The organism is Paracoccus wurundjeri (genome assembly GCF_030678915.1).
In the GTDB taxonomy this organism is placed as follows: domain Bacteria; phylum Pseudomonadota; class Alphaproteobacteria; order Rhodobacterales; family Rhodobacteraceae; genus Paracoccus; species Paracoccus onubensis_A.
Genome location: NZ_JAUUTZ010000002.1, coordinates 297342 through 322703 on the forward strand (window position 1 = coordinate 297342; position 25362 = coordinate 322703).

Consider the following 25362-nt stretch of genomic DNA (forward strand, 5'->3'; position numbering starts at 1 on the left):
TATGGCGATGAAACCTTCGGATTCCCGCTGGCTCGACTGGATCAATGTGGTTTTGCTGGTGCTGGCCGGCATGATCGTGATGACGCCGACTGCCTGGATGATCCTGTCATCGTTCAAGCCGTCCTATGAAGTCATCGCCTTTCCGCCAAAGCTGATCTTCACTCCGGTGATCGAGAACTATGTGACGCTAAGCAAGCAGACGCCGTTCCTCAGCTATGGGATCAACTCTCTGATCGTCACCGTCGGCTCGACACTGTTCGGTCTGCTGCTGGGTGCGCCTGCGGCCTTCGTCGCGTCATGGACGCGGATCACATGGCCGGCCGTGGTTGCCCTGATGGCGCGGATGGCGCCGGGCACGCTGTTCCTGTTGCCGTGGTATGTGATGTTCCGGCAGGTGGACATGATCGGCAGCTATTGGGCCTTGATCCTGACCCATGCGGTCATCACCCTGCCGATCGTGATCTGGGTTCTGCTGCCCTATTTCGACAATATTCCACGCTCGATCTTCGAGGCGGCGCAGGTCGATGGCTGTTCGCCTTTCCGCATTTTCCGGCGGATCGCCCTTCCACTGGTGTCGTCGGGGCTGGCCGTATCGGCGATTCTGGCCTTTGTCTTTTCGTGGAATTTCTTTCTGTTTTCGCTGGTGCTCAGCAACTCGCAGACAAAAACGCTGATCGCGGCCTCGTTCAATTTCATCGGCGAGGGCTCGACCAATTGGGGTGGTCTGATGGCCGCGGCGACGATCATCGCGCTGCCGCCGCTGATTCTGGCGGCTATCGTGCAGCGATGGCTGATTTCGGGCCTGACCCTGGGGGCGGTGAAAGGATGACCATGATACCGAACGAAAAGACAATGCAGGCCGCCGATTTTCTGGGTGAAGACCGGATCGAGATCGTCTCGCGCCCGTTGCCGGAACCCGCTGAAGGTGAAGTTCTGCTGCGGGTCGCGGCGAATGCCCTTTGCGGCTCGGATCTGAAATTGTGGCATGCGGGTGCGCAGCACATTGCCGGGCACGAGATCGCGGGATGGGTTCAGCAACCGGGGCATCCGCTGAACGGGCAGCTTTGCGCCGTCTATATTCCGCTGCATTGCGGTGAATGCGCGGTCTGTCTGCGGGGCGATACGCAAAGCTGCATCACCGTCTCGTCGCTGATCGGCTGGAACCGGGATGGCGGCTATGCGCAATATCTGACTGTGCCGGAAAACTGCCTTCTGCCGGTGCCGGGTGATATAGATGCCGCGCTGGCCCCGCTGTTGCTGGATACGATCGGTACATCCGCCCATGCCCTGCGCGAGGCATCGCGCCATCTTGCCACCGACGCGCCCTCGGTTCTGGTGACGGGGGCGGGGCCGGTCGGTCTGGGCGTGGTGCTGGCCGCTGCGGCGCTGGGGCATGCGCAGGTGGATGTGGCCGAGCCGAATCCCGCCCGTGCCGCGATTGCCCGGGAATTCGGCGCGAATATCGTGCCGGTGGGCAGCCATGACCGCCGCTATGATCTGATCGTCGAATGTTCCGGCAATCATGCGGCGCGTGATCTGGCCATTCATCTGGTTCTGCCAAAAGGCGTCATCGTTCTTGTCGGCGAAAACGCGGCACCGTGGAGCGTTACCGAAGACAAGGTGTTCCGGCGCAAGGATTTCGCCCTGCTGCGGACATTCTATTTCCCCCGGGATGATTTCGCCGCGAATGTCGAATTGCTGCGCGCCAACCGCGAGAAATATGCCCGGCTGGTCGATGACGCATTTCCGATAGCGGAACTGCCGCAGAAATTCGCGGATTTCGCGGAAGGCAAATCCATCAAACCCATTCTGTCTTTCATCGGAGAGCAATGATGGCGTCTATCACCATACGCAATCTGGTCAAGAATTACGGCGGTGTGACAGTCATTCCCGGCCTCGATCTGGAAATCGCGGACGAGGAATTCATCGTTCTGGTCGGCCCGTCCGGCTGTGGCAAATCCACCCTGCTGCGTGTGCTGGCCGGGCTGGAGGCGATCGACGGCGGCGAGTTGATGATCGGTGACCGGCGGGTAAACGAGGTTCCTGCCGCAAAGCGCGACATTGCCATGGTGTTTCAGGATTATGCGCTTTACCCGCATATGACCGTGCGCCAGAACATGGCGTTTGCATTGGAGATGCGCGGCACTGAGCCCGCCGAGATCGCCTCGAAGATCGAGGAAGCCGCAAGGTTGCTGGACATCCGACCCTATCTGGACCGGCGTCCCAAGGCTTTGTCGGGCGGTCAAAGGCAGCGGGTCGCGATGGGCCGGGCCATCGTGCGCGACCCGCAGGTGTTCCTGTTCGACGAGCCGCTGTCGAATCTGGATGCGAAGCTGCGCGGGCAGGTTCGCGCCGAGATCAAGATGTTGTCGAAGAAGCTGAAGACGACGATGGTCTTCGTGACCCATGACCAGATCGAGGCGATGACCATGGCCGACCGGATCGTGGTGATGAAAGCGGGGATCATCCAACAGGTCGGCACGCCCGAACAGGTCTATGAGAACCCGGCCAATCTGTTCGTCGCCAGCTTCATCGGCTCGCCATCGATGAATTTCCTGCCCGTCGATGTTCAGGCGGACGGGCTTCGTCTGGCCGATGGCAGCCTGCTGCCGGAATCGCTGATCGCCCGGCCATCCGGCGGTCACGACAGGCTGACACTGGGTATCCGACCAGAGCATTTCGAACTGGTGCAGGAAGGTCAGGGCCTTGCCGCCGAGATCGAACTGGTCGAGCCGCTGGGATCGGACACGCTGGTTCACGTCTCTGCCGCAGGGCAAGAGGTGATCGTGCGGGTGTCGCCCGATCTTCGCCCGCAATCCGGTCAGCGGATCTGGCTCTCGCCTGCTGCGGGGAAGGCGCATCTCTTTGATCCGGAAACCGAAATCCGGATTGACGGAACTGGAAAGGCTGATTGAATGGAATGTGCCCGGATAAAGATGCGCCACGGCACGGCGGAACATGCGGGGGCCATGCGTCTCTGCATCGCAGGGTTATGACCGCGCTTCCCCCGGGCTGGACCCGGAAAGACCCGGTTGTGATCTGCCTTGGCCTGACCGCGATGGATCACGTCTGGATGGTCGAAAGCCTGCCTCATCAGGCAGGTAAGACCCGCGCCGGCGATTATGGTTCCGGTGGCGGCGGGATGGCCGCGACGGCCGCTGTCGCAGTTTCGCAGCTGGGCGGTCAGGCGCGGTTCTGGGGCCGGGCGGGCAAGGATGCGGCGGGGCTGGTCATGCGCCGGGAACTGGCACTGGAAGGGGTGGATGCCGAGCATTTGCGCCTGTTCCCCCACGCCCGGTCCTCGGTGTCCTGCGTGCTGGTCGATCCCGCCGGTGAGCGTCTGATCGTCAATTTCCGCGGCGCGGATCTGCCGGACGAGGCCGATTGGCTGCCGCTGGATCAGGTCGCCGGTGCCGGTGCCGTGCTGGCCGACCCGCGTTGGGTCGAAGGCGCCGCGACCGTGTTTGCTGCGGCGCGCAAGGCAGGGGTGCCGACGGTTCTGGATGCGGATGTGGCCGAGGCCACCGTGTTCGAAAAACTGCTGCCGCTGACCGATCACGCGATCTTTTCCGAACAGGCGCTGCATGCCTTTGCCGGTTCCGGAAACGGCTTGGAGCGTGTTGCCGAATACGGATGTGCGGTTTCGGCGGTTACGCGCGGCGGCGATGGCGTCGACTGGATCGAGAACGGCAACCATCACCACCGCCCGGCCTTCCCGGTCGAAGCTGTCGACACCAATGGCGCGGGCGATGTTTTTCACGGCGCATGGGCAATGGCGGTCGCGGCTGGCGCGGATACAGGATCAGCCGCTGAATTCGCATCCGCAGCCGCCGCCCTGAAATGCACCCGCCGCAATGGCCGTGCCGGGATCCCCGATTTTACCGAGACCTTGGAACTATGGAGACCTACAGGATGACAAGCATTGGAAAACAGCGTGGATTGGCTCGTCTCGCCGATGAGGATGGGCATTTCACCATGGTCGCTCTGGATCAGCGACCGCCCTTGCTGCAGGCGCTTGCCAAGGCGCGGGGGATACCGGCTGATCAGGTGGAGTTCGCCGATATGCTTGCCGCAAAGCGCCTGCTGGTCGAGGCATTGGCGCATGATGCCTCGTCGATGCTGCTGGACCCGAATTTCGCCATGCCGGCGGCGATCGACGTGCTGCCCGCGCGGACCGGACTGATCGTGACGCTGGAAGAGCATCGCTTTCAGGATACGCCGGGCGGCCGGAAATCGCGTTCCATCGACAATTGGAGCGTCGAGAAGATCCGCCGCGTGGGCGGGGATGCCGTCAAGGTGCTGGCATGGTATCGCCCGGATGCCTCGGACGAGGTATTGCAGCATCAGAAGGATTACGTCCGCACCATTGGCGCGGAATGCCGCCGCCACGATATCCCCTATGTTCTGGAATTGCTGGTCTATCCCTTCCCGGACAGCGACCGGCATACAACCGATTATGTCGAAAGCGCCGACAAACGCGCCGATCTGGTGATCGAAAGCGTTCGCGAATTCGCCAAGCCGGAATATGGCGTCGATCTTTACAAGCTTGAAACGCCGCTGCCTGCCGCCTCTCTGCCGCCAATGGATGACAGCGCCGAATCCCGGGCCGCCGCCGCTCAGTTCGCCGAAGTGGGCAGTATTTGCGCGGATGCCGGGATTCCGTGGGTGCTGTTGTCGGGCGGTGCCGCGCCTGAACAGTTCGAACGCGTGCTAAGCTATTCCTACGCTGCCGGTGCGCAGGGTTTTCTGGCCGGGCGGACGATCTGGCTTGATGCGGTCCAGAATCATTTTCCCGACCGCGAAGCCGTGCTGACGGCCCTGAAGGGCGACGGGATGAAAATCCTGAAGGATCTTGGTCGTCTGACCCGTGAAAAAGCGCAGCCGTGGAAACCGGATTTCAGGCTGGAGCAGGTCGACCGCGAGGGCGCATTCTCCTGCGCTTATGCCTGAGACCGCGATGCCCTTTCGTATCGCTCGCATTCAGGCATGGTCGCTTCGGGTTCCGGTCAGGACGCCGGTCGCCACCTCTTTCGGGGTGATGCATAACCGGCCTGCGGTTTTCCTGCGCATCGAGGATGCCGACGGAGCCGCCGGCTGGGGAGAGGTCTTCGCCAACTGGCCCGCAGCGGGCGCCGAGCATCGCGTCAATCTGCTGATCGACGATATCGCCGATCTGGTTCTTGGCCGCGAATGGAACGATCCCGCAGAGATGTTCGGCGAATTAAGCCGGGCGACCCATATCCGTGCGCTTCAATGCGGCGAACCCGGTCCGTTCCGGCAGGTGATCGCCGGGCTGGATATCGCGGCATGGGACATGGCGGCGCGGCGAAACGGTCTGCCTCTGGCGAAGCTTCTGTCGTCAGAGGCGGCTGACCGGGTGCCGGTTTACGCCAGCGGGATTCACATCGATGCCGCCGCCGCTGCGATTGCTGCGGCGCGGGCTGCCGGGTTTCGGGGCTTCAAGGTGAAGGTCGGTTTCGATCGGACGGTGGATCCGGCAAAGGTCATCGAATGTTCGCGGCAATTGCTGCCTGGAGAAAACCTTTATGCCGACGCGAATCAGGCCTGGACCAGCGAGGAGGCGCGTCACTTCCTGCTGGCGGTCACCGAAGCCGGCCTTGGCTGGGTCGAGGAACCGATCGCCTGCGATGCCCCGGATGGCGACTGGATCGATCTCGCCCGCCTGAACGTGCCGCTTGCGGCGGGTGAGAATATCGCCGGAACGGATGATTTCGATCACGCCCTGTCGCTTGGCGCCCTGCGTTTCGTGCAGCCGGATGTCTGCAAATGGGGCGGTGTTTCAGGCAATTTTGCGGTGGCGCGCGATGCCCTGCGGCGGGGCCATATTTATTGCCCGCATTTTCTGGGCGGAGGAATCGGGCTGGTCGCATCCGCCCATGTCCTTGCCGCGGCGGGCGGGCCCGGGTTGCTGGAGGTGGATGTGAATCCAAATCCCCTTCGCGATGCGCTGGCCAGCAGCGGCGATTTCGTCCGGGATGGGCATTGGCACCTGTCTCCCAGGCCGGGCCTTGGAATAGACGACATTCCGGCAGAGCTGCATGATCATGTGACTCTGCTGCGCGAGACGGGCTGAAACCCCGGTTATTTATCTCCGGCGATGGCTGGGAGCGATACGCCTTGTTTCCGACGCGCGGGATCGGTTCAGTCGGCGGGACTGAGCGTTGCCAGCCATGCTTCATAGTCTTTCTGGCTGTTCTGGATATGGGTCGTCAACGCGGCGCGGAATTCTTCCGCTTCCGCGTTTTCCAGAAGTGCGAGCAATCGCTGATGAAAGGCGAATGACTTGTGGACGACATAAGGATCCAGAAGTCCACGGTTCCTCAAGGCATTGATCTTGTATGATAACGGGCGGTAGGTTTCGGAAATCAGCCCGTTGCCCGCGCCATCGATGATGGTCTGGTGGAAGTCGGAATCCAGCGCGCGATAGCCCCTGTAATCTTCGCGCTCGACGGCGCGCTGCATGCGCTCGACCACGGCGCGCATCAGGCCGGCGGATTGCTCTCTGTTCCTTTGATACATGCGTTCGGCGGCGCCGGTCTCAAGCAGGACGCGCATATCGAACAATTCCGAAAGTTGTTGTGAATCGGGTTTGAACACCGTGGTTCTTTTTCTGGGGTCGATCTGAACCAGACCTTCGCGCCGCAATTCCTGCAATGCTTCGCGTACCGGTGTCTTGCTGATGCCCAGCTGTTCCGAGATCCGGGTTTCGGAAATCTGCTCGCCGATCTCGATCGTGCCGTCGACGATGGAAGAGCGGATGCCGTCCAGAGCCATGTCGAATAATGAGACGGGACGTTTAAGTTTTTGAAGTGTCATGATTATTCGCCAGAGTCCCAAATAGATCCGAATATATTGTGAACCACAACTTCAGGTGAGTGTAAAGAATTGACATCTAAGATATGAAGTTCAATATATCAGATCTGAGTCTCTGAAACTTGCAATCGGCTTGGAGGGCAGCATGGGGAAGAGAATGGATTTCCGGAAAAGACTCGCATCTGCGGCAATGGTTGCTTTCGTCGGGCTTTCCGGCCCGGTGCATGCAGAGCAGGTCACATTGACCTTTGCCAACTGGGCAACGGCGGAAGGTGCGACGCGCGACGGGATGGAAAAGGTGATCAGTGCCTTCGAGGCGGAGAACCCGGATATCAAGATCGAAAGCGAAAGCATCGCCTTTGCGGAAATGGCGCGCCAACTGGTCCTGCGGCTGAGATCCGGCAATCCGCCCGATATCGCGCAGGTCGCGGGCAACGATACTTTCGCGCTGGCCCTGACCAAGGGGCTGGAGCCGTTGCAGGGCTATGCCGATGCGGAATTTCTCGGCACGCTGACGCCGGGTGCCTACGAACCGCTGATGATGGGCGAGGATCTGATCGCCTTTCCCTGGAACCAGGCGCCGGCCGGGCTTTGGTATAACAAGAAACTGATGGCCGATGCAGGGCTTGATCCCGAAAATCCGCCCAAGACCATCGACGAATTGAACAGCGCCATGGCCGCTATCAAGGAGGCCAATCCCCAGGTGATCGTTCTGGGGATCGACACCACCAACCGCGCTTTCGCGCTTCAGTCGAACTGGCCGTGGATTCGGGCTTTCGGCGCGGATCCGGTTGCCGAAGGCGGTGCGGAAGGCGATGAGATGCAAGCTTATCTGGGCTGGCTGCGGGATATCTCGGAAAAAGGCTATGTCGATCCGGGCCGCAAGATCGGCGAGTTCCGGCCGCTATTCGCGCAGGATCAGGTCGCTTTCCTGTGGGATCAGGTGTTGGTTCAGGGCGTGATCCAGTCGACAAACGGCATGAGCGCCGAGGAATTCAACCAGAATTACGGCGTTATCCCGATGCCGACCGGGCCGGGGGGTAAAGGGTATTCATTCGACGGTGGGCACCAGCTGGTGATGTTCGGGGATTCCGAACACAAGGAAGCCGCGTGGAAATTCATGGAATATCTTGGCACCAACGAAGCTGCGATCAGGACCTACACGATCGAGACCAATCGCTCGATCCCTCCGGTCAAATCCATCGAGGATCCCGCCGTGGCCGAACTGCTTGATACGCCGGTCATCGAAACCTTCAAGAACGATATCATACCGACAATCTCGCCCATGCCCTTCGGCCCCGAATTCGCCGAATATGCGACGGTGATCATGGCCGGTATTCAGGAAGCGGTTACCAGCGATCGTCCGGTCGCGGATATTGCAGCGGAAATCCAGAATCAGATCGGCAACTGATCCATGCTCTCGCTTTCGAAGCCATTCCTGCACTGGATGGTCCTTCCGACCCTGCTGGTTCTTCTGGCCATCATCGGCTATCCGGTGGTTTCGACGGTCTATCTGTCGTTCTTCGGCTATAACCTGCTTGATTTCACGCCGCCGGAATATCTGGGGCTGGGCAATTTCAAGGATATGGCGAATGACCGGATATTCTGGATTTCGCTGAAGAACACACTTTACTATACCGGCGGAACGGTTCTTGTCTCGATGCTGATCGGGACCGCTGTCGCCCTGCTTCTGGAAAACCTGAAAGGCCCAGTCTGGTCCTGTGTCCGTGCGTTTGTCGTGTCGCCCTGGGCGGTGCCATTCGTGGTCGTCGCGTTTCTGTTCCGCTTCATGTATATGCAGAACGGCGGCATCGTGAACGATATCCTGCTTGATCTGGGCGTGATCACCAATCCGGTTTCCTGGTTGAACCGGGCCGATATCTCGCTTGGCGCGATCATCGTCGCGAATATCTGGGCGACCACGCCATTCTTCTTCCTACTGGTGTCATCCGCGCTGTCTGGCATCCCGGATGCGGTTCTGGAAAGTGCGCGGGTGGATCGCGCCGGTCTGTGGTCGACCATATTTCATATCAAGCTGCCATTCCTGCGAAACCCTCTGGTGGTCGGCAGCCTGTTGATGGTGATCTCGAATTTCAACGATTTCGCCAAGGTCTGGGTGATGACCCAGGGCGGCCCCGGATATGCGACGACCACGCTTGTCGTCTATGTCTACCGCATGGCCTTCGAGCGCTTCGAGATCGGATATGCTTCGGCGCTGGGGCTGATCTGGCTGCTGTTGCTGCTGCTGGTTTCGGTCTTTTACATCCGCTTGCTGTGGAACAGGCAAAATGACTGACAGATCACACCATATCGGCGGGAACCGCAGCGCCGCCCGCAGAATCCTTGGCAAGACGTTTCAATACGCGTTCATCGCCATCGCGCTGTTCTGGACCATTGCGCCGATATACTGGATGCTCAGCACTTCGCTGAAGACCGAACTGGAAGCGACCCGGCTTGATCCGAGCCTTGTCCCCGAGAACGTGACCCTCGACAATTACGTCAGGCTGTTTCAGGGCGATCTGCCCTTCATCTCGTTCTTCGTGAATTCGGTGATCACCTGCTTTCTGGCCGCGATCGTTTCGGTGGTGATTGCGGTTCCGGCGGCCTATGCGCTGTCGCGCCGGAATTTCCGCACTGCCGAGCAGACGGGCTATCTGGTTCTGGTGGTGCGGATGTTTCCGATGATCGTCCTGCTGGCCCCTCTTTATCTGGTTCTGCTGAATACCGGCCTGCTGGATACGATGTTCGGCCTGATCCTTGGCTACACGACCTTCGGCCTGCCTTTCGCCGTCTGGATGCTGAAAGGCTTCATCGATGCGGTGCCCGTCGAGATCGAAGAGGCCGCGCGCGTCGATGGCTATCGTCAATGGGAAATCCTGCTGAAGATCATCGTTCCGCTGATCTATCCGGGCCTCGTGACCACCGGTATCTTCGTGCTGATGGAAGCATGGAACAACCTGATCTACCCGCTGACCTTCATCACCAGCATTGAAAAGCAATCGCTGCCAGCCGCATTGGTGCTGACCTTCACCGGCCAGTTCAAGACCGATTGGGGAGGGATGATGGCCGCATCCGCCATCACGACGCTTCCCCTGATGATCGCATTCTTCGCCGTTCAAAGATCGATGGTGCGGGGATTGACGGCCGGATCGGTGACGGGGACCTGAGCATGACGGATATCATCACGGAACCCGGCGTGCTTGTCACCGGTGCTGCCGGTGGGATCGGAAGGGCCGTCGCCGGGCTTTTTGCCGATCAGGGTCATGCGGTCACGCTGACCGACCGGGACAGCGCCGGTCTGGAGGATATCGGCGGCCGGTTGCGTGATCGCGGCTGCAAGGTGGATATGATAGCACAGGATCTTGCGGATCCGGACGCGCCCGCGATGCTTGTTGCCTGCACTGTCGAAAAATGGGGCGGGATCGGGGTCCTTGTGAACAATGCCGCGCATCATGGCAAGCGTCAGTCGGTGCTGTCCTCGGAACCTGACGAATGGCGGCAGGTTTTCGAGGTCAATGTGATCGCCGCCGCTGCTCTGGCACGGTATGCCGCGCTGGACATGGCCCGCCGCAAAACGGGGGCGATCATCAATGTCGGCTCCATTCAACAGGCGCTGCCGGTTTCCAGCTATGCCGCCTATGTCGCAAGCAAGGGGGCGGTCGCGGGCATGACGCGCGCGCTTGCCGTTGAACTCGGCTTGCTGGGCATCCGCGTGAACAGCGTTTCTCCGGGGGTCATCGGTACCGAGAATTTCCGCCGGGAACTGGAAACGCGGCACGATGGAGCTTCTGCGATTTCCTATCCGTCGCTTTTGGGGCGGCTTGGAACGCCCGAGGATGTGGCCCATGTCATCGCGTTTCTGGCGGGTCCGCATTCGTCTCATGTGACCGGCGCGGATTACGTGGTGGATGGCGGCAGAGGTATCAGCCGCCGCACCGACCCTTTCCATGCCGAAATCACTCATCCAGTTTCAGGGAAATAGCCGCATGGCACGCATCCAGATCTCCAATGTCGAAAAAGATTACGGCAATGTCACGGTTTTGAAGGATTGCAACCTGGACATTGCGCATGGCGAATTCATCGTCCTCGTCGGCCCTTCCGGTTCGGGCAAGACGACGCTTCTGCGCATGATCGCGGGTCTGGAGTCGATCTCGCGCGGGGATATGATGTTTGACGACCGGCGGGTCAACGATGTCGATGTGAGCGACCGCAATATCGCGATGGTCTTCCAGAATTACGGGCTTTATCCGCATATGTCGGTCTATGATAACATGGCGTTCGGCCTCAGGCGCCGCAAGCTGTCGAAAACCGAAATCGACGGAAAGGTGAAACGGATCGCCACGCTTCTCAGCCTTGACGGGCTGCTGGAGCGGCGCCCCAAACAGCTTTCTGGCGGTCAGCGGCAGCGGGTTGCGCTTGGCCGCGCGATCATCCGCGACCCCGAGGTTTTCCTGCTGGACGAGCCGCTGTCGAATCTGGATGCGCAGTTGCGGGTGCAGATGCGGTCCGAGATCATGAATGTGCATCGCAGCGTGGATGCGACGGCCGTCTATGTGACCCATGATCAGGTCGAGGCGATGACCATGGGCGATCGGATCGCGGTCATGAACAATGGCGAGATCCAGCAGATCGGCACGCCCGAGGATCTGTATGACCGGCCGCAGAACCTGTTCGTGGCGACATTCATCGGCACGCCGTCGATGGGCATCCTGCGTTGCGATGTGGACCGCGATGGCTCCATGCTGCTTGTCCGGGACACCGAAGACAGGATTGCCATATCCCGCGGCCAGCTTGACCGGATCGGCGACCGCCGCAAGGTTCTGGCTGGCATCCGCCCGGAACATCTGCATCTGCCGCGCAATGGCGCTCCGGCCGTCATCAGGGGTGAGATCGACGTGGTCGAGATGCTGGGATCCGAGCAATATCTTTATCTCAGGAATGGTGCGGCGATATTTACCGCGCGGATGGAGCGGGGGCATCATTTCCGCCCCGGTGAAACGGTCGGCCTGAACATCGACACGGAGGCGCTTCACCTTTTCGACAGCGACACGGAAGAGGCGCTTTGAGATGGACAGGATCGCCGAAATCACAAGCTTCACCGTGCCGCCGCGCTGGATTTTCGTTCGTGTCAGGACCGCCGAAGGTCTGACCGGTTGGGGCGAGGCCATCATCCCGAAGCGCAGGAATGCCGTCATCGGCGCCATCCGGGATCTGACGCAGGTCGTGCTGGGCATGGATCCTGCGCGGATCGAGGATATCGCGTCATCATTGCGCAAGGGCAGCTTTTTCAGAAACGGCCCGATCCTTGGAACAGCCATTGCCGCGGTCGAAATTGCCTTGTGGGATATCAAGGGTCAGCGGGCGGGATTGCCGGTATTCGAGTTTCTGGGTGGCAGGGTGCGCGATAATATCCGGTCCTATACATGGATCGGCGGTGACAGCCCCGCCAATGTGGTGAGCCACGCGAAAGAACGGGTCGAACAGGGCTTCGATGCCGTCAAGATGAACGCGACCCCTGCCGTCGCGCATCTGGAATGGCGCGAGGCAACCGAAAACCTTGTTCAACGCATGGGCAGCCTGCGGGATGCGTTCGGCGGCAGTATCGACATTGCTCTGGATTTCCATGGCCGCGTACCACGCTCCGTGTTGAAACAGATGGTGAAGGAAATCGAGCCGTTCGATCCGCTGTGGATCGAAGAGCCGTTCCTGCCCGAACATGTCGGGGCCGATGAGCTGATGGCGCGGATATGCCCGCATATCCCCATCGCCACCGGTGAACGGCTTCTGCATCGATGGGATTTCCAGCGCCTTCTGGAACGCGGAGGCGTGGATGTCATCCAGCCCGACATTTCCATCACGGGCCTGTTCGAGATGGAAAAGATCGCCCGTCTGGCCGAGATTTACGACGTTGGCGTCGCGCCGCATTGTCCCAATGGTCCGATCTCTCTTGCCGCTTCGCTTCAGGTGGATTTCTGCTGCGCCAATACAGTCATTCAGGAGCAAAGCCTTGGGCTTCACTACAATCAGGGCTATGCCGGACTGCCCCCCGCCGACATCCTGGATTATATCGGGGATCCCGATGTCCTGACGACCAGAAACGGCAGATTCGACTGTCCCTCTGCTCCGGGACTCGGGCTGATCCTCAAAGGCGATACGATCGAGGCGGCGCATACGGACTGGTCCCTGCCCGATCCCGACTGGCGCCATCGCGACGGGGTTTATGCCGAATGGTGATCCGTGGCGCAGAGCCCCGACCGGCCGTGGCCTGCCCGGCGATGGTTATCCCTGAACAGATTGGAAAAAACATATGACAACCCGAAACGATTTCGCAAATCCGTTCCGCCGGGCTTTGGCCGGGAAGAAGGTCCTGACCGGGATCTGGTCGATGCTGAATTCCACCAATGCGATCGAGGGCCTTGGCTGGGCCGGCTTCGACTGGCTTGTGATCGATGCCGAACATTCGCCGGTCAGCCTGCATGACGCCATGGCGCATCTGCGCGCGCTAGGCGCGACTCCGACGATCCCGGTGGTGCGGCTGCCGTGGAACGATAACGTGCTGATCAAGCATTATCTGGATATCGGCGCACAGACGATCATGCTGCCTCTGATCCAGAATGCCAGGGAAGCACAGGCCGCGGTGCGCGCCATGCGCTATCCGCCCGGCGGGATGCGCGGCTTCGCCGCCATGCATCGCGCCAGCCGCTACGGCCATATCCCGCAATATGTGGAACGCGCCGAGGAAACCCTGTTCATGATCGTGCAGGTAGAGACCGTCGAGGCGCTGGATCGGCTGGACGAGATCGCATCCGTCGAAGGTGTCGACGCCGTGTTCTTTGGCCCCGGGGATTTGTCCGCAAGCATGGGTTTGCTGGGCAAGCCGGGTCAGACCGAAGTGTTCGACAGAATCGTCGAGGCATCGAAGACCGTGCAGAGGCTTGGCAAGAGTACCGGGGTTCTGGCGCCAAGCATCGGTCACGCCAAAAGCTATTGCAGCGCGGGCGTGAATTTCGTGTCGGTGGCGACCGATTGCGCCCTTCTGTTTCGTAACGCCGACGCACTGGCCGCTGATTTCGCGGCCTTCACGGCGGCGGCAACATAGGCAGGGCGGATCCCATGCCGCGCGTGATCGATATCTGGCAGGTCGAAAGGCCCGAATTGCCGCGCAGCCTGTTGGGCGAAACTGTCCGGTGGCATGCGCGGTCGGGACGGGTGATCTATGCCGATATCATGGGGCGGAAATTGCTCGCCTATGATCCGCTGACCGGCCAGCAGGATGATTGGAGCTTCGAGGCCCCGGTGGGCGGCTGGTTTCCGACCATCCGCGATGAAATCATCCTTGCGGTCGGGCAGAACCTCGACTGGTTCGACATGAAAACGGGCTCGCGGCGCCCTTTGGCTTCGCTTGTCGGCGAGGATGCCGATATCCGTTTCAATGACGGTCGGTGTGACCCTGCCGGACGGCTGTGGATCTCGACGATGAGCATGTCGGGAAATCCGCCTCCGCCCAGGGGCCGGCTGTTCCGTCTGGACCCGCCCGGCATATTGACTCCGGTCATCGACGGGCTGCGCATTCCCAATACGCTGGCATGGTCGCCGGATGGGAACAGCATGTATTTCGCGGATTCACTGACCCGCGAAACCGGTCGATACGGCTATGATCCGCAAAACGGAGAGTTGGGTACCCGGTCGGTTCTGTTCCGGTTTTCCGATGCGGTAAGCGGCATTCCCGATGGTGCCTGCGTGGATGAGGAAGGCGGGATCTGGATTGCCGTGCCGCGCGGATCACGGGTCGAAAGGCGAATGCCCGACGGTTCTCTGGACACGGTTATCCTGCTGCCCGCCGAAAGACCGACCATGTGTGCTTTTGGCGGCGCGGACCGGGATATCCTGTTCATCACCAGCCAGTCCCTTTTCCTGTCGGAAGAAGAGCGGCGGTTCCGGGTGAATGACGGTGCATTTTTCGCCGTCCGGCCCGGAGTCACCGGATTGCCGGAAGCGCAATTCGACCCGGACACGATCAGGAACTGACCGCCTGAAGCATATCGGACTTGGCCGGATTCGTGTCCTCCCCTTCTTCTTTGCGGTAAATACCTCGGGGGTCCGGGGGGCAGCGCCCCCGGCCATTGCGGGACGCATTTAACCGGCGTTTCCGATGCGGCGCGACAGGCTCTAGAGAAGCCCGCCATCCGCCCGGATGGTTCGTCCGGTAATCCATCCGGCATCGTCAGAGACAAGAAAGGCCACCAATCCGCTGATATCGCCCGGTTGCCCGATCCGGCGAAGCGGCGTCCGGCTGCGCATCGCATCTCCGCGCTCCCTGACGGCTGCTGCGGTCATGTCGGTTTCGATCAGGCCCGGCGCGATTGCATTGATGGTGATGCCGCGCGGACCCAGTTCCTGGCTCAGGGCAAGCGCCAGTGCCGATACGGCCGCCTTCGAGGCGGCATAGACCGAAGTGCCGGGCATCGGGGATTCCGCAAGCCGGGATGAGAAATGGATGATCCGGCCGGGGGTTTCCATGACGGCGGCGGCGGCGCGGGTCACGGACAGGGCGCCCAGGACGTTGGTTGCGAACATCGCATGATAATGATCGGCGTCGGCCTGCTCCAGAGGCCGGTATGTGGCGACCCCCGCCGCATTGACCAGAATATCGAGCCGGCCGAATATCTCGACGCATTCGCGAGCAAGCCGTTCGCAATCTTCCGGGCAAGAGATATCCGCCGCGAAGGCACAAGCCCTTGCCCCGGCCGCCTTCAGGTCTTCGACGACCCTGTCGGCCGACGCCTTGTCGCTGCGATAAGCGATCGCGATTGTTGCGCCCTCGGCCCCAAGGCGACGGGCCACTTCCGCGCCGATTCCGCGCGACCCGCCGGTGACCAAAGCCGTTTTTCCAGAAAGCGCCGGCTTGCCGTTCATGTCCTGTCTCCTTGTTCCTGCGCGTAGGCCGGTGTCAGCCCGGCCGCGCCCACGCGGCTTCGGGCGCCGTATCGAGTGCATGCAGGTAATCATTAGTTCGGGTCACGGGCTGCCTTGCCAAAGCAAGTGCGGCGCTGGAAAATCCGGCAAGATGATCCCGCCGCGCCGCTTCGTCGGATCTTGGCACGCCATGCGCGACATAGGGGGCCGCCGCCTCGAACCCCATATATTCAAGCGCCAGCTTTTGCAGCGGCATCAGGATAGGACCGATCGGGCCGTAAACGCCAGTTTCGGCGAAACGCTCTGGCGTGCCTCCGGTCGTTACGGAAAGCATCGCGCGGCGTCCCCGAAACAGCCCGCTGTCAAACCGCCGCCCGTCGACATAACCGAACCCATAGGCCAGAACCCGGTCGATCCAGCCCTTGAGGATCGCCGGCGGGCCGCCCCACCATAACGGAAATTGCAGTATGATATTGTCGGCCTTTGCAACCCGCGCCTGTTCCCGGGCGATATCGGGGGCGAAGGCCCCTGCGCGTACCGCCTCTGCCTGCTCGGTCTGAACATGGAAGCGCCCGGCATCCGCGATGCCGGTCATGTCATGGCGTCCGATATCGGCGCGGAAACCCTCGGCGCAGAGATCGGATATGACGACGTTGTGGCCCGCCTGCCGAAGCGCCTGCGCCGCGGCATCGGCCATGGCGTGGTTGAAGGATTGCGGCTCGGGATGGGCGACAACGATAAGGATGTGGCGGCGCTCTGTCATGATCAGAAATTCACCTTGTCGCCGCCCTTGAGGTTCAGGATCTCGCGGGCCTCATCAGGGGTCGCGACTTCGAACCCCATATGCTCGACCAGTTCGCGCGCCAGCGTCACCTGTTCCGCATTGCTTTTCGCAAGCCTGCCACGGCCCGCGTAAAGCGAATCCTCAAGACCGACGCGAAGATGACCGCCAAGCAGGATGGACTGCATCGCCACCGGCATCTGGTGCCGGCCCGCGCCCAGAACGGACCAGCGGTATTCCTCGCCGAACAACCGGTTCGCCGTCCGGCGCATATGCAGCACATCTTCGGAATGCGGCCCGATCCCGCCAAGGATGCCGAAGACCGATTGCACGAAGAAAGGCGGTTTCACGTAACCGCGTCGTACGAAATGCTCCAGCGTGTAAAGATGACCGATATCATAGCACTCGATCTCGAAACGCGTGTCATTATCGGCGCAGGTCGTAAGGATTCCCTCGATATCGGCGAAGGTGTTGCGGAAAACCCGATCGCGGGAGCCCTCGATATAGGGTTTCTCCCAATCGTGTTTGAACTCTGTCATCTTGTCGAGGATCGGATAGATGCCGAAATTCATGGATCCCATGTTGAGCGAGGCGACCTCGGGCTTGAAGATGGCGGCGGGTTGCAGCCTTTCCTCGACCCGCATCGTCGGCGCGCCGCCGGTCGTGATATTGACGACCACATCGGAGCGCTGCTTGATGACCCCCAGAAAGGGCTCATAGGCTTCCGGGGTCTGGTCGGGCTGGCCGGTCCGGGGGTCGCGGGCGTGCAGATGAACGATCGCCGCGCCTGCCTCGCGGGCGCCAAGAGCGGCGTCCGCGATCTCGGACGGAGTCACGGGAAGGTAGGGCGACATCGACGGCGTGTGTATCGAGCCGGTGACGGCACATGTGATGATGATCTTGCGAGACATGGATTTCCTCAGAACAGCATTTCCGGCACAAACAGCGACATGGCCGGGACAAGCGCGACCAGCGCAAGGATCGCGATGCAGATCGCGATCAGCGGCATTGCCTCGCGGATTACCCGTGTCACCGGCTCGCCCGATATGGCCGATGCGATGAACAGCAGGATCCCGACGGGCGGCGTGGCCATCCCGATCACCACGTTCAGAACCACGACCATCCCGAACTGCACCGGATCCATCCCGATCAATGCCTGGAACTTCAGCAGGATCGGCATGGTCAGGATCAGGATCGAGATGGGTTCAAGGAACATGCCCAGGATCAGCAGGAAGATGTTCAGCAACAGAAGGATCAGAAAGGGATGCTCGGTGATTGTCAGCACCAGGTCGCCGATATGCTGCGGCACCTGTTCCAGCGTGAAGACGAAGGACACGATGGAAGCCATCGAGGTGATGAACAGGATCGAGGCCGATACAAGCGTCGTGGCGATCAACGCTTCCCAGACACGGCGCAGGCTAAGGTCGCGATACGCGAAACCGATCACCAGCGCATAGGCGACCGCAACCGCCGCCGCTTCGGTCGGGGTGAATATCCCGGCCTTGATGCCGACAAGGATGATCGCGGGCAGAAGCAGCGCGGGCAGGGTGCGCCCCGTTGCCTTCCACCGGTCGCGGCCGCCCATTCGTTCGGTCACCGGGAACCCGTCGCGCTTCGCTCGCCATGACGCATAGATCAGCAAGCCGACGGCAATCGCCATTCCCGGAACGATGCCGGCCAGAAAAAGCTGCCCGATCGAGGTTCCCGACAGAACGCCATAGATGATCATCGTGATCGACGGCGGAATGATCGGCCCCATGATCGACGACACGGCGATCAGGGCCGCGGCATAGGCCGGCGGCATTCCCTGCCTGCCCATCGTCGGGATAAGGATCGAACCAAGCGCAGAGGCCTCTGCCGTCGCGCTTCCCGAAATGCCCGCAAAAAAGCCCGAGGACAGGATCGAGACAGAGGACATGCCGCCGCGGCGATGCCCTACCATGGCGCGGGCGAAATGAACGATCCGGTCGGTGACGCCGCCGACATTCATCAGGGCTCCGGCCAGAAGAAACAGCGGAATGGTCATCAGAACGAACTGGTCGATGCCCGCCATCATACGCTGGGGCAGCATCAGGACCATCATGCCATTGCCCGACAGATACAGGTAAGCGGTTCCCGCGATGCCGAGTGTCAGGGCGATCGGAATGCCGCTGGCCAGCAGACCGGCGAATATAACGAAAAATGCACCCATCAGCTTTGCCGCCCCCCGGTTCCGGTCAGATCTCCGGTGTCATCCAGCCCGTCCTGCTGTGCGCCTTTTGTCCGGGTGGCGAAACCTGTCACCAGATCCGCGATGATATGAAGGATCATCAGGGCCGACCCGACAGAGACAGAGATATAGACATATCCGATCGGCAGCCCCAAAGGCCGCCCGAACAGCGAGCCCCAGATGAAATCCAGCGCCGGGATCGTCTGGCTTGAAAAGCGGGAAGCATAATCCGCGCCATACACCGCGATAAGAGCGAGAAAGGCGATGACGGGAATGGCGGTTATGACCTTCAGCACCCATTTGCCCCGGTCGGACAGCGCAGCCGGCAGGAAATCCAGCGCCACGAATTCGCCCTTGGAATAGGCAAGCCCCAGCACCAGGAATGTTTGCCAGATCAACAGATAACGGCAAAGCTCCTCGGCCCAGATCAGCGATCCGCCCAGCACATATCGCGACCAGACCTGAGCGATCATGACCATGACGATAATCGCCATCGAAATCCCCGCGGCAAAACGCAGGAGCAGAAGGTAGATCGAAATGATCCGGGACAGGGCTGGAGGCAGTCGCATGGCGTTCTTCATGTTGATCGTGGGATGGCTGCTTCACCTTCGGGGGCGGCGCGAAGCCGATGCATCAGCTTGCCGCCTGCGCGGCTTCGACGAACTCGGCGATAAGCGGGTCTTTTTCGGCCCATTCCGCCGTCAGGGGCGCGACGGTTTCCTGCATCTCGGCAAGGTTGTCGAGTTCGATGATCTCGACGCCCTTGTCGCGCAATTCGTCCCGGCCCGTCAGATCCTGCTCTTTCGCATAGGCAAGCGTAGCGGATGTGGCCTGCCGCCCCGCTTCGCGCATCGCGTCCTTTTCCTCGTCAGACAGGGTATTCCAGAAGCCGGTCGAAACCACGTTCGAGGCGTGCCACGGATAATGTCCGGTAAGGGTAAGGTTCTTGCCGATCTCCCACAGGTTTTCACCCAGCATGGAGGATACGTTGATCTCAACCGCATCGATCACACCGGTTTCGAGCGCGCCGTAAACCTCGCCATAAGGCAGACCGACCGGCGAGGCGCCAAGCGCTTCCCAGATCGACTTATGCAGCGGCACCGGGACGATCCGGGTCTTCAGGCCCTTCATGTCAGCGATAGTCCGGACCTGCGTATTGATCGAAAGGAAGTTCCGCTGCCCGATATCCGCGGTCGACAGGCCGATGATCCCCGCAGGCTCCAGATCGTCCTGAAGCTTCTGGCCGATCGGACTCAGCGCGAGTTTCTCGAAATGATCGTAATCGCGGACAAGGAAGGGCAGTTGCCACGCGTCATAGGCCGGACGGCCGGTGACCATCGGAATCAGCACGCCCGAAATCATGGCCATTTCCAGCGTTCCCGCCACGGCGGATTCAAGGTTCTGCTTGTCGTCTCCCAACTGCCGGTTCGGGAAAATCTGCACCTCGAACGCGCCGGGCAGGATTTCGTCCAGCGCCTCCTTGAAACTGGTCGCCAGCTTGTGTCCCGGATGGATCTCGTTCGAGGCATGCGCCAGCCGCACCATCTTGCCTTCGGCGCGGGCAAGATGAGGCATGGCAAGCGTCGCCCCAAGCGCAGCACCCGTCTGCATCAGAGTTCTTCTGGTAATCATGTGGTTCTCCTCCCTTGATTGGGGTCGGCCTGTGCCGCCCCGAGAATACGGTGCCGCCCTCCGCGGTTCTTCAGCATCGAGTACAGGCCGGCCCTGCCATGCAGCGGCCTGGCGACTTCATTGGTCCGGCAGCGCTTATGGCAGTCATCTCGTGAACCTCCCCGCGATGGCGGTCAGGACGGCATCGGGTAATCGTCAGCATTCAACACCCAGCCCGGTTTTTCGGAAAAATCGATGCGCGGGGGACAGAAGATGTCGACAAGCTGATTGCGCTGCGGACCCACGGCCCGGGTCGTGTGAATGACCGGCGGCGGAATGACGAGGGCAGAGGGCGACCCCATGGTGACAGTCCGGTCTTCCCGCCAATCGGCCATATCCGTCGTCCATGGCCAGCGGAGATAGTGGCTGAACTCTCCGCCGATCGCCAGCGAACATTGTTCGAAATCGTCGTGATGATGCGGTGACATCTTCGACGAATCGCGCGGCCCGTCGAACGGGTCCAGCACGTTCACCATCATTGTCGTACAGCGAAAGATGCGCCCGAACCGGCCGTCTTCTTTCGGGATGTCCAGACTGTAATGCCGGATCTTCCATCCGCCCGTGGGTTCGGGCCAGGGCGAAAATTCCGGGATATGCGACCGTGGCACATCATAGCCCCGCGCGTTCGAGCATTGCTTCACCAGATCGTCCGAGCGCGTCGTGAAAAGCCGCGCCATCGGTCCGCCTGCCGGCAGCGTCACGGTGCTGTCTCCCCCGGGCACGAAGGCGATTGACCAGCCCGGCACATCGGCCTTCTGGCCGTTCCACTCGATGACGGCGCCGGTTTCCGGCAGCAGAACGGCATATTCATCCACCTGACCGGAGCGTGGGAAACATGCGCCTTCACCCGCCTGCGACCATGCCAGCACGAAGTTATGCCCGCGCAGCAGCCAGGTCTTTCCGGTGGCGTCGTCGATCTGCGGCGCTTCATTGTAGAAATACGCTTCCTGAGGTTCGGCGACCAGACCCGTTCGCGGGCCGGCGGGCGCATCTTTCGGGGCCAGGGCAGAGCGTGGATCGGATTTGTCGTACATCGGTCAGCCTTTCCTTGCATGTGTCACGGCGTCAGACATCATTTCCTGTGCCTGCATGGCGGCATTTCTCAGAAAACCCTGATCGGAAGAGAGGATGAACGCCGTCGATCCCGCCCGGGCCTGCGTCGCCGCATCTTCGGGCGTGCCGGGAAGGATGGCGACCGTGCGGCCAACCTTGCCGGCGGCGGCATGCACCGCTTCCGTCGCCGCGCGCACCATCGCCGCCGCATCGTCGGAATCCGCATAGGCAGCGGCAAGGTCGCCGCGGCCGACAAACACCCCATCCAGCCCGTCGACCGCCACGATGTCGTCGATATTGTCGATGGCTTCCGGATCCTCGATCATGGCGATGATCGTGACGCGGCGGTCTTCGGTCGCCATATGCTCTGCCTGACCGGCGCGGCCGAAGCCCCCGGCGCGGGTCGTTGGAGCGAAACCACGCTTTCCGCCGCGATATCGCCCGGCAGCAACGATGTCCCGTGCAGTCGCGGCATCTGTCACATGCGGAACAAGCACGCCGTCCGCCCCGCAGTCGAGCACCGAAAGAATCTGTGCGGGATCCTTGCTTTGTACCCGGACGATGGCCGCGATTCCAGCCGCCTTGCAGGCCAGTACGATCCGATCCGTCGTCTCGCGATTGAAGGGAGAGTGCTCTTCATCCACGACAACGAAATCATATCCGATGCCGCCAAGGATCTCGGCCGGCATCGTTGCGGGGATCTTCAGGAACGTGCCGTAAAGCGTCTCGCCCGCCAGAAACCGGGCGCGGAAGCCGTGCTGGTCGCCTGTCACTCTTTTTCTCCCTTGTGTTCTTCCTATCAGAACGCTATCATTCACAACGGAACATTGAGTGAGACTGCGCTTAAAGTCAACCCACAGGAATCTGCAAAATAGGTCGCTTGTAATGCCAAAGATCGCCTCGGAAAAAACCACTGGAATTCAAAGCGTAATGCTTGCCCTTTCGATTCTGGAAACCCTGGGGCGGGTGCGTAGTCCTTTGGGCGTGACCGCGCTGGCTGAGTCGCTTGGCACAACGAAAAGCCGGATTCACCGCCATCTTCAGACGCTGGTACAGCAGGGCTACATCGTGCAGTCGCCGCTGACCGAACGATACCGGCTGGGCTCTCGGCTGATCGAGTTGGGCAATGCGGCGGCGAATGCCTCGGACATCGCCAGCGTTGCGGCACAGCCCATGCGGACCCTTCGCGACAAATCGGAACAGGCGGTCATCCTTGGACAGATCGAGGACGAGGGCATCCGGATCCTGACAACCCTCAGCGGCAAGATGGCTGTTGAAGTCGGTGTCAGGCCCGGATCGATTCTGGGCTTCAACACCTCGGCGCAGGGAAAGATGGCGCTGGCCTTCATGCCCGAAAGCGCACGGGAGCGCATTCTGGCCGGACCGCTGGCCGAAGAAACGCCATATTCGATTACCAAACGCGATGTTCTGATGCAGCATCTTGAAGATATCCGGAAACGCGGCTGGGCGGATGCCCCTAACGAAGCGGCCATAGGTTTGAACGCATTGTCGTTCCCATTGCTTGGCGCGTCCGGGGAACTGGTCGGAAGTCTGGCCATTGTCAGCCTGACGCAGTTCATCGGCTCGCCGCCCTCTGCCGATCAGATCAGGGCCGTCGGCACGGCGGCAGAGGAAATTTCAAATGCCCTGGGATATATGGGAAACCTGCCGGGCCAATGGCGTTGATCATTCGATACGGGCGAGGCATGGAGTGGTTGGCAGTCCCCGTGATTGATGCGGATCCGCCTTGCAATACGTTCAGTCCTCGAGCCCGATGACCGAGGCGGCATTGCTCGCGACCATCGCATGGATCTGCGCATCCGAATAGCCAAGCGACAAGCAGGTAGCGACGCCGCGCCGCAGACCTTCAAGCGGGGCAATCGTGCCGACCTGACCGAGATCAGAGCAAAGGATCGTCCGCTCGGAACCCACGCATTCGATGAATTCGCGCAGGTCCTCATTGCTGCGGTTCCGGAATTTCGAACCTTCGATGAAGAAGCCCAGCGAATGCTCCACATAGGCGCCGAGCGCCGCGATTTCCTTGGTGTCTTGAAGTGATGCGCCCACGATATCCTCGGGGTGGGTGAAGATCAGCCGTTCGATCCCGCGCCTTCTGGCTTCGGCGAAGACGATCCTGGTCTCGGATACGTGGATATGGCCACTTGCCAAAGCCATGCCGGTCGCGGCGACGATGTCGAGCACATCCAGAACCTCGGGTCGCAGTTTGCCGTCCTCGAACAGCGGAACCGGCGAAGCGGGCCGGATTTTCTGGGTCGAGGCCGGATGCGCCCATTCCGATGTTTTTTCCCACTCCAGATGGTTTTCGGCCGCAAGGGTCGGCAGCCAGACGATCCGGCCATCCATGGCTGCGGTATGCTCTACCGCGTAGGGATTGAATCCGCCAACGACATTGTTCAGCACGATCCCCGAGAAGATGCGTGTTTTCAGCTCTGGATGATGGTTGCGGATCAACTGGGCGCACATGACGCCCGAATAATCGTGATCCTTGGTGACGACCGCGGCGAAACCCGCGTCGGACAGATCTTTCACCAGTTCGAGGTGATCCACCGCACGCGGCGCGATAGAGGGGCCGCTATGCACATGCGGATCGACCGCACCATGCAGGATCTCGCTGATCCTTGCGGCTTGCTCACGCTCGAACATTTCGATTTCGGTCATCGTTTTTCCTCCGGTATCTCGATCCAATCCGCAGTAATGTTACGCAGTGCGGATCATAGTTCTGTTGATCAGAACATTTGCAATAGATATTTTTGCCGGATCGCGGTGTCAAGTGACCCTGTTGGAACGGTATCCAGCGGCTGGGCAAACTTTATCGCTGGATCGTCGGGATGCCGGTGTTTCTACCCGGGGTCGCGGCCGACCGGGTTATCGGAAGCGTCGCAGGCCGGGCACGAGGCCGGCTTGGCTTGACAGGGGATATGCTGATGATAGGGCTGAATAAAAGATGGGGAATTCCGTGGCGACTGGATTTGCGCAGGCCGAACTGATTGCCGTGCTTGCGGCGGTGACGGCGAACGAGCCCAGGGTCATGACGGTCCAGGCGGGCAAGGCGCTGCCGTCAGGGCCTTTCGAATCCTCGCATCGCAGCCTTCAGGCCGGGTTGCGCGACTGGGTCGAAAGTCAGACTGGCCATCCCGTAGGGTTTCTGGAACAGCTTTACACCTTTGCCGATGGTGATCGCGATCCGGGTGCCGGAACAGGAATGCGCCGGATCTCGATCAGCTATCTGGGGCTGGTGCGCGAACAGGCCGCGCCGGGTGCGGGTCAGCCGGAATGGCATGGCTGGTACGAATATTTCCCGTGGGAGGATCGCCGCGACGGGGCCGACGACCGGGCCGGGGGGCTGGACCGTATCGCCGCAAGCCTGACCGCATGGGCCGACAGCCAGCCGCATTTACGGGCGGAACGGCACCAGCGCGTTGATTTCACCTTTGGTCTGAACGGCATGGACTGGAACGAGGATCTGGTGCTGCAACGGTACGAGTTGATGTATGAGGCTGCACTGATTCCCGAGGCGGGGGGGCAACCGGGTTTTGGCCAGCCGATGCAGGGCGATCACCGCCGCATTCTGGCCACCGGCATCGCCCGGCTGCGGGCCAAGATCAAATACCGCCCCGTCGCCTTCGAGATCATGCCCGGCAGTTTCACCCTGCTGCAATTGCAGCGCACGGTAGAGGCTCTGGTGGGGCTGAGCCTGCACAAATCCAACTTCCGCCGGCAGATCGACCAGCAGGAACTGATCGAGGAAACCGGCGAAACCACGGCCGAAACCCGGGGCCGCCCCGCGATGCTGTTCCGCTATCGCCCCTCGGTGCTGGAAGCGCGGCAGATGGCCGGAACCCGTCTGCCGATTTCACGGAGTTGACATAAACTCACT

26 protein-coding genes are annotated in these 25362 nt (G+C 60.9%); 16 read left to right on the plus strand and 10 right to left on the minus strand.

The features are described from left to right. The first annotated feature begins 1 nt into the window (after nucleotide 1). From Q0601_RS03670 to Q0601_RS03695, 6 genes are all read left to right on the plus strand, one after another. Nucleotides 2-829, plus strand: coding sequence for a carbohydrate ABC transporter permease (locus Q0601_RS03670; RefSeq protein ID WP_305287244.1), 828 nt, complete (start codon nucleotides 2-4; stop codon nucleotides 827-829). Between the two features lie 2 nt (nucleotides 830-831). Then, a complete protein-coding gene (locus Q0601_RS03675) occupies nucleotides 832-1833 on the plus strand; it encodes an alcohol dehydrogenase catalytic domain-containing protein (protein ID WP_305287246.1) in 1002 nt (333 codons plus the stop codon). Next, nucleotides 1833-2915, plus strand: a complete 1083-nt coding sequence (locus Q0601_RS03680) for an ABC transporter ATP-binding protein (RefSeq protein WP_305287247.1) — start codon at nucleotides 1833-1835, stop codon at nucleotides 2913-2915. Before Q0601_RS03675 ends, Q0601_RS03680 begins: the two co-directional genes overlap by 1 nt. A gap of 77 nt (nucleotides 2916-2992) precedes the next feature. Continuing rightward, nucleotides 2993-3916 carry a PfkB family carbohydrate kinase gene (locus tag Q0601_RS03685; protein ID WP_305287249.1) on the plus strand — a complete coding sequence of 308 codons (924 nt, stop codon included), beginning with the start codon at nucleotides 2993-2995 and terminating at the stop codon, nucleotides 3914-3916. Then, nucleotides 3913-4950, plus strand: a complete 1038-nt coding sequence (locus Q0601_RS03690; protein WP_305287251.1) for a tagatose 1,6-diphosphate aldolase — start codon at nucleotides 3913-3915, stop codon at nucleotides 4948-4950. Before Q0601_RS03685 ends, Q0601_RS03690 begins: the two co-directional genes overlap by 4 nt. A 7-nt stretch (nucleotides 4951-4957) precedes the next feature. After that, nucleotides 4958-6094, plus strand: a complete 1137-nt coding sequence (locus Q0601_RS03695; protein WP_305287253.1) for a mandelate racemase/muconate lactonizing enzyme family protein — start codon at nucleotides 4958-4960, stop codon at nucleotides 6092-6094. A gap of 68 nt (nucleotides 6095-6162) precedes the next feature. Here Q0601_RS03695 and Q0601_RS03700 read toward each other — a convergent pair whose 3' ends face one another. After that, nucleotides 6163-6837: a GntR family transcriptional regulator gene (locus Q0601_RS03700; protein ID WP_305287255.1), complete on the minus strand. Its 675-nt coding sequence runs from the start codon at nucleotides 6835-6837 to the stop codon at nucleotides 6163-6165. A gap of 142 nt (nucleotides 6838-6979) precedes the next feature. On the opposite strand from Q0601_RS03700, the gene Q0601_RS03705 reads away from it, so the two are divergent. The 8 genes from Q0601_RS03705 (at nucleotide 6980) to sfcD (ending at nucleotide 14862) form a co-directional block, all read left to right on the plus strand. Then, nucleotides 6980-8245, plus strand: coding sequence for an extracellular solute-binding protein (locus Q0601_RS03705; protein ID WP_305287256.1), 1266 nt, complete (start codon nucleotides 6980-6982; stop codon nucleotides 8243-8245). A gap of 3 nt (nucleotides 8246-8248) precedes the next feature. After that, nucleotides 8249-9130 carry a carbohydrate ABC transporter permease gene (locus Q0601_RS03710; protein WP_305287258.1) on the plus strand — a complete coding sequence of 294 codons (882 nt, stop codon included), beginning with the start codon at nucleotides 8249-8251 and terminating at the stop codon, nucleotides 9128-9130. Further along, on the plus strand, nucleotides 9123-10001 hold the full coding sequence (locus Q0601_RS03715; protein ID WP_305287261.1) for a carbohydrate ABC transporter permease: 879 nt from the start codon (nucleotides 9123-9125) through the stop codon (nucleotides 9999-10001). The genes Q0601_RS03710 and Q0601_RS03715 overlap by 8 nt, the downstream gene beginning before the upstream one ends. 2 nt (nucleotides 10002-10003) lie before the next feature. Beyond that, nucleotides 10004-10816 (plus strand): sulfofucose degradation dehydrogenase SfcH, encoded by an 813-nt coding sequence (gene sfcH / locus Q0601_RS03720; protein WP_305287263.1) that lies wholly within the window; start codon nucleotides 10004-10006, stop codon nucleotides 10814-10816. A 4-nt stretch (nucleotides 10817-10820) separates the two neighbouring features. Then, entirely contained in the window at nucleotides 10821-11900 is a 1080-nt protein-coding gene (locus Q0601_RS03725; protein ID WP_305287265.1) for an ABC transporter ATP-binding protein, read from the plus strand. A 1-nt stretch (nucleotide 11901) separates the two neighbouring features. Next, the gene (sfcF, locus tag Q0601_RS03730; RefSeq protein WP_305287267.1) at nucleotides 11902-13068 is read left to right on the plus strand and encodes a sulfofucose degradation dehydratase SfcF; all 1167 of its coding nucleotides are present in this window, start codon (nucleotides 11902-11904) and stop codon (nucleotides 13066-13068) included. Nucleotides 13069-13141: 73 nt separating this feature from the next. Then, nucleotides 13142-13933, plus strand: coding sequence for a sulfofucose degradation aldolase SfcE (sfcE, locus tag Q0601_RS03735; RefSeq protein ID WP_305287269.1), 792 nt, complete (start codon nucleotides 13142-13144; stop codon nucleotides 13931-13933). Between the two features lie 14 nt (nucleotides 13934-13947). Next, entirely contained in the window at nucleotides 13948-14862 is a 915-nt protein-coding gene (gene sfcD / locus Q0601_RS03740; RefSeq protein WP_305287271.1) for a sulfofucose degradation lactonase SfcD, read from the plus strand. A gap of 141 nt (nucleotides 14863-15003) precedes the next feature. On the opposite strand, the gene Q0601_RS03745 is transcribed toward sfcD, so the two are convergent. The 8 genes from Q0601_RS03745 to Q0601_RS03780 all read right to left on the minus strand — a co-directional run bounded on the left by Q0601_RS03745 (nucleotide 15004) and on the right by Q0601_RS03780 (nucleotide 22237). Beyond that, on the minus strand, nucleotides 15004-15750 hold the full coding sequence (locus Q0601_RS03745) for an SDR family NAD(P)-dependent oxidoreductase (RefSeq protein WP_305287272.1): 747 nt from the start codon (nucleotides 15748-15750) through the stop codon (nucleotides 15004-15006). A gap of 34 nt (nucleotides 15751-15784) precedes the next feature. Next, nucleotides 15785-16513, minus strand: a complete 729-nt coding sequence (locus Q0601_RS03750; protein ID WP_305287274.1) for an NAD(P)H-dependent oxidoreductase — start codon at nucleotides 16511-16513, stop codon at nucleotides 15785-15787. Nucleotides 16514-16515: 2 nt separating this feature from the next. Then, entirely contained in the window at nucleotides 16516-17442 is a 927-nt protein-coding gene (locus Q0601_RS03755) for a 3,5-dioxohexanoate:acetyl-CoA acetone transferase (RefSeq protein WP_305287276.1), read from the minus strand. 8 nt (nucleotides 17443-17450) lie between these two features. Beyond that, complete coding sequence (locus Q0601_RS03760) at nucleotides 17451-18722, minus strand: TRAP transporter large permease (RefSeq protein ID WP_305287278.1); 1272 nt, start codon at nucleotides 18720-18722, stop codon at nucleotides 17451-17453. Continuing rightward, nucleotides 18722-19309 carry a TRAP transporter small permease gene (locus Q0601_RS03765; RefSeq protein WP_305287280.1) on the minus strand — a complete coding sequence of 196 codons (588 nt, stop codon included), beginning with the start codon at nucleotides 19307-19309 and terminating at the stop codon, nucleotides 18722-18724. The genes Q0601_RS03760 and Q0601_RS03765 overlap by 1 nt, the downstream gene beginning before the upstream one ends. A gap of 64 nt (nucleotides 19310-19373) precedes the next feature. Beyond that, a complete protein-coding gene (locus tag Q0601_RS03770) occupies nucleotides 19374-20372 on the minus strand; it encodes a TRAP transporter substrate-binding protein (RefSeq protein WP_305287282.1) in 999 nt (332 codons plus the stop codon). A gap of 173 nt (nucleotides 20373-20545) precedes the next feature. Further along, entirely contained in the window at nucleotides 20546-21445 is a 900-nt protein-coding gene (locus Q0601_RS03775; protein ID WP_305287284.1) for a cupin domain-containing protein, read from the minus strand. Between the two features lie 3 nt (nucleotides 21446-21448). Beyond that, on the minus strand, nucleotides 21449-22237 hold the full coding sequence (locus tag Q0601_RS03780; protein WP_305287286.1) for an HpcH/HpaI aldolase family protein: 789 nt from the start codon (nucleotides 22235-22237) through the stop codon (nucleotides 21449-21451). Between the two features lie 112 nt (nucleotides 22238-22349). On the opposite strand from Q0601_RS03780, the gene Q0601_RS03785 reads away from it, so the two are divergent. Beyond that, entirely contained in the window at nucleotides 22350-23150 is an 801-nt protein-coding gene (locus Q0601_RS03785) for an IclR family transcriptional regulator (protein ID WP_305287289.1), read from the plus strand. A gap of 72 nt (nucleotides 23151-23222) precedes the next feature. On the opposite strand, the gene Q0601_RS03790 is transcribed toward Q0601_RS03785, so the two are convergent. Further along, nucleotides 23223-24143, minus strand: coding sequence for a DUF6282 family protein (locus tag Q0601_RS03790; RefSeq protein ID WP_305287292.1), 921 nt, complete (start codon nucleotides 24141-24143; stop codon nucleotides 23223-23225). A gap of 298 nt (nucleotides 24144-24441) precedes the next feature. Here Q0601_RS03790 and Q0601_RS03795 point away from each other — a divergent pair, with 298 nt between their 5' ends. Continuing rightward, entirely contained in the window at nucleotides 24442-25350 is a 909-nt protein-coding gene (locus Q0601_RS03795) for an NUDIX hydrolase (RefSeq protein ID WP_305287294.1), read from the plus strand. The last annotated feature ends 12 nt before the right edge of the window (nucleotides 25351-25362 follow it).

Bases quoted from the DNA above. Each gene is read 5' to 3' on its own strand.
- Q0601_RS03785 (WP_305287289.1), top strand. From the start codon at position 22,350: ATGCCAAAGATCGCCTCGGAAAAAACCACTGGAATTCAAAGCGTAATG.
- Q0601_RS03690 (WP_305287251.1), top strand. From the start codon at position 3,913: ATGACAAGCATTGGAAAACAGCGTGGATTGGCTCGTCTCGCCGATGAG.
- Q0601_RS03675 (WP_305287246.1), top strand. From the start codon at position 832: ATGATACCGAACGAAAAGACAATGCAGGCCGCCGATTTTCTGGGTGAA.
- sfcD (WP_305287271.1), top strand. From the start codon at position 13,948: ATGCCGCGCGTGATCGATATCTGGCAGGTCGAAAGGCCCGAATTGCCG.
- Q0601_RS03755 (WP_305287276.1), bottom strand. From the start codon at position 17,442: ATGTCTCGCAAGATCATCATCACATGTGCCGTCACCGGCTCGATACAC.
- sfcF (WP_305287267.1), top strand. From the start codon at position 11,902: ATGGACAGGATCGCCGAAATCACAAGCTTCACCGTGCCGCCGCGCTGG.
- Q0601_RS03750 (WP_305287274.1), bottom strand. From the start codon at position 16,513: ATGACAGAGCGCCGCCACATCCTTATCGTTGTCGCCCATCCCGAGCCG.
- sfcH (WP_305287263.1), top strand. From the start codon at position 10,004: ATGACGGATATCATCACGGAACCCGGCGTGCTTGTCACCGGTGCTGCC.
- Q0601_RS03700 (WP_305287255.1), bottom strand. From the start codon at position 6,837: ATGACACTTCAAAAACTTAAACGTCCCGTCTCATTATTCGACATGGCT.
- sfcE (WP_305287269.1), top strand. From the start codon at position 13,142: ATGACAACCCGAAACGATTTCGCAAATCCGTTCCGCCGGGCTTTGGCC.
- Q0601_RS03765 (WP_305287280.1), bottom strand. From the start codon at position 19,309: ATGCGACTGCCTCCAGCCCTGTCCCGGATCATTTCGATCTACCTTCTG.
- Q0601_RS03715 (WP_305287261.1), top strand. From the start codon at position 9,123: ATGACTGACAGATCACACCATATCGGCGGGAACCGCAGCGCCGCCCGC.
- Q0601_RS03775 (WP_305287284.1), bottom strand. From the start codon at position 21,445: ATGTACGACAAATCCGATCCACGCTCTGCCCTGGCCCCGAAAGATGCG.
- Q0601_RS03710 (WP_305287258.1), top strand. From the start codon at position 8,249: ATGCTCTCGCTTTCGAAGCCATTCCTGCACTGGATGGTCCTTCCGACC.
- Q0601_RS03760 (WP_305287278.1), bottom strand. From the start codon at position 18,722: ATGGGTGCATTTTTCGTTATATTCGCCGGTCTGCTGGCCAGCGGCATT.
- Q0601_RS03790 (WP_305287292.1), bottom strand. From the start codon at position 24,143: ATGACCGAAATCGAAATGTTCGAGCGTGAGCAAGCCGCAAGGATCAGC.
- Q0601_RS03770 (WP_305287282.1), bottom strand. From the start codon at position 20,372: ATGATTACCAGAAGAACTCTGATGCAGACGGGTGCTGCGCTTGGGGCG.
- Q0601_RS03685 (WP_305287249.1), top strand. From the start codon at position 2,993: ATGACCGCGCTTCCCCCGGGCTGGACCCGGAAAGACCCGGTTGTGATC.
- Q0601_RS03680 (WP_305287247.1), top strand. From the start codon at position 1,833: ATGGCGTCTATCACCATACGCAATCTGGTCAAGAATTACGGCGGTGTG.
- Q0601_RS03695 (WP_305287253.1), top strand. From the start codon at position 4,958: ATGCCCTTTCGTATCGCTCGCATTCAGGCATGGTCGCTTCGGGTTCCG.
- Q0601_RS03725 (WP_305287265.1), top strand. From the start codon at position 10,821: ATGGCACGCATCCAGATCTCCAATGTCGAAAAAGATTACGGCAATGTC.
- Q0601_RS03705 (WP_305287256.1), top strand. From the start codon at position 6,980: ATGGGGAAGAGAATGGATTTCCGGAAAAGACTCGCATCTGCGGCAATG.
- Q0601_RS03670 (WP_305287244.1), top strand. From the start codon at position 2: ATGGCGATGAAACCTTCGGATTCCCGCTGGCTCGACTGGATCAATGTG.
- Q0601_RS03745 (WP_305287272.1), bottom strand. From the start codon at position 15,750: ATGAACGGCAAGCCGGCGCTTTCTGGAAAAACGGCTTTGGTCACCGGC.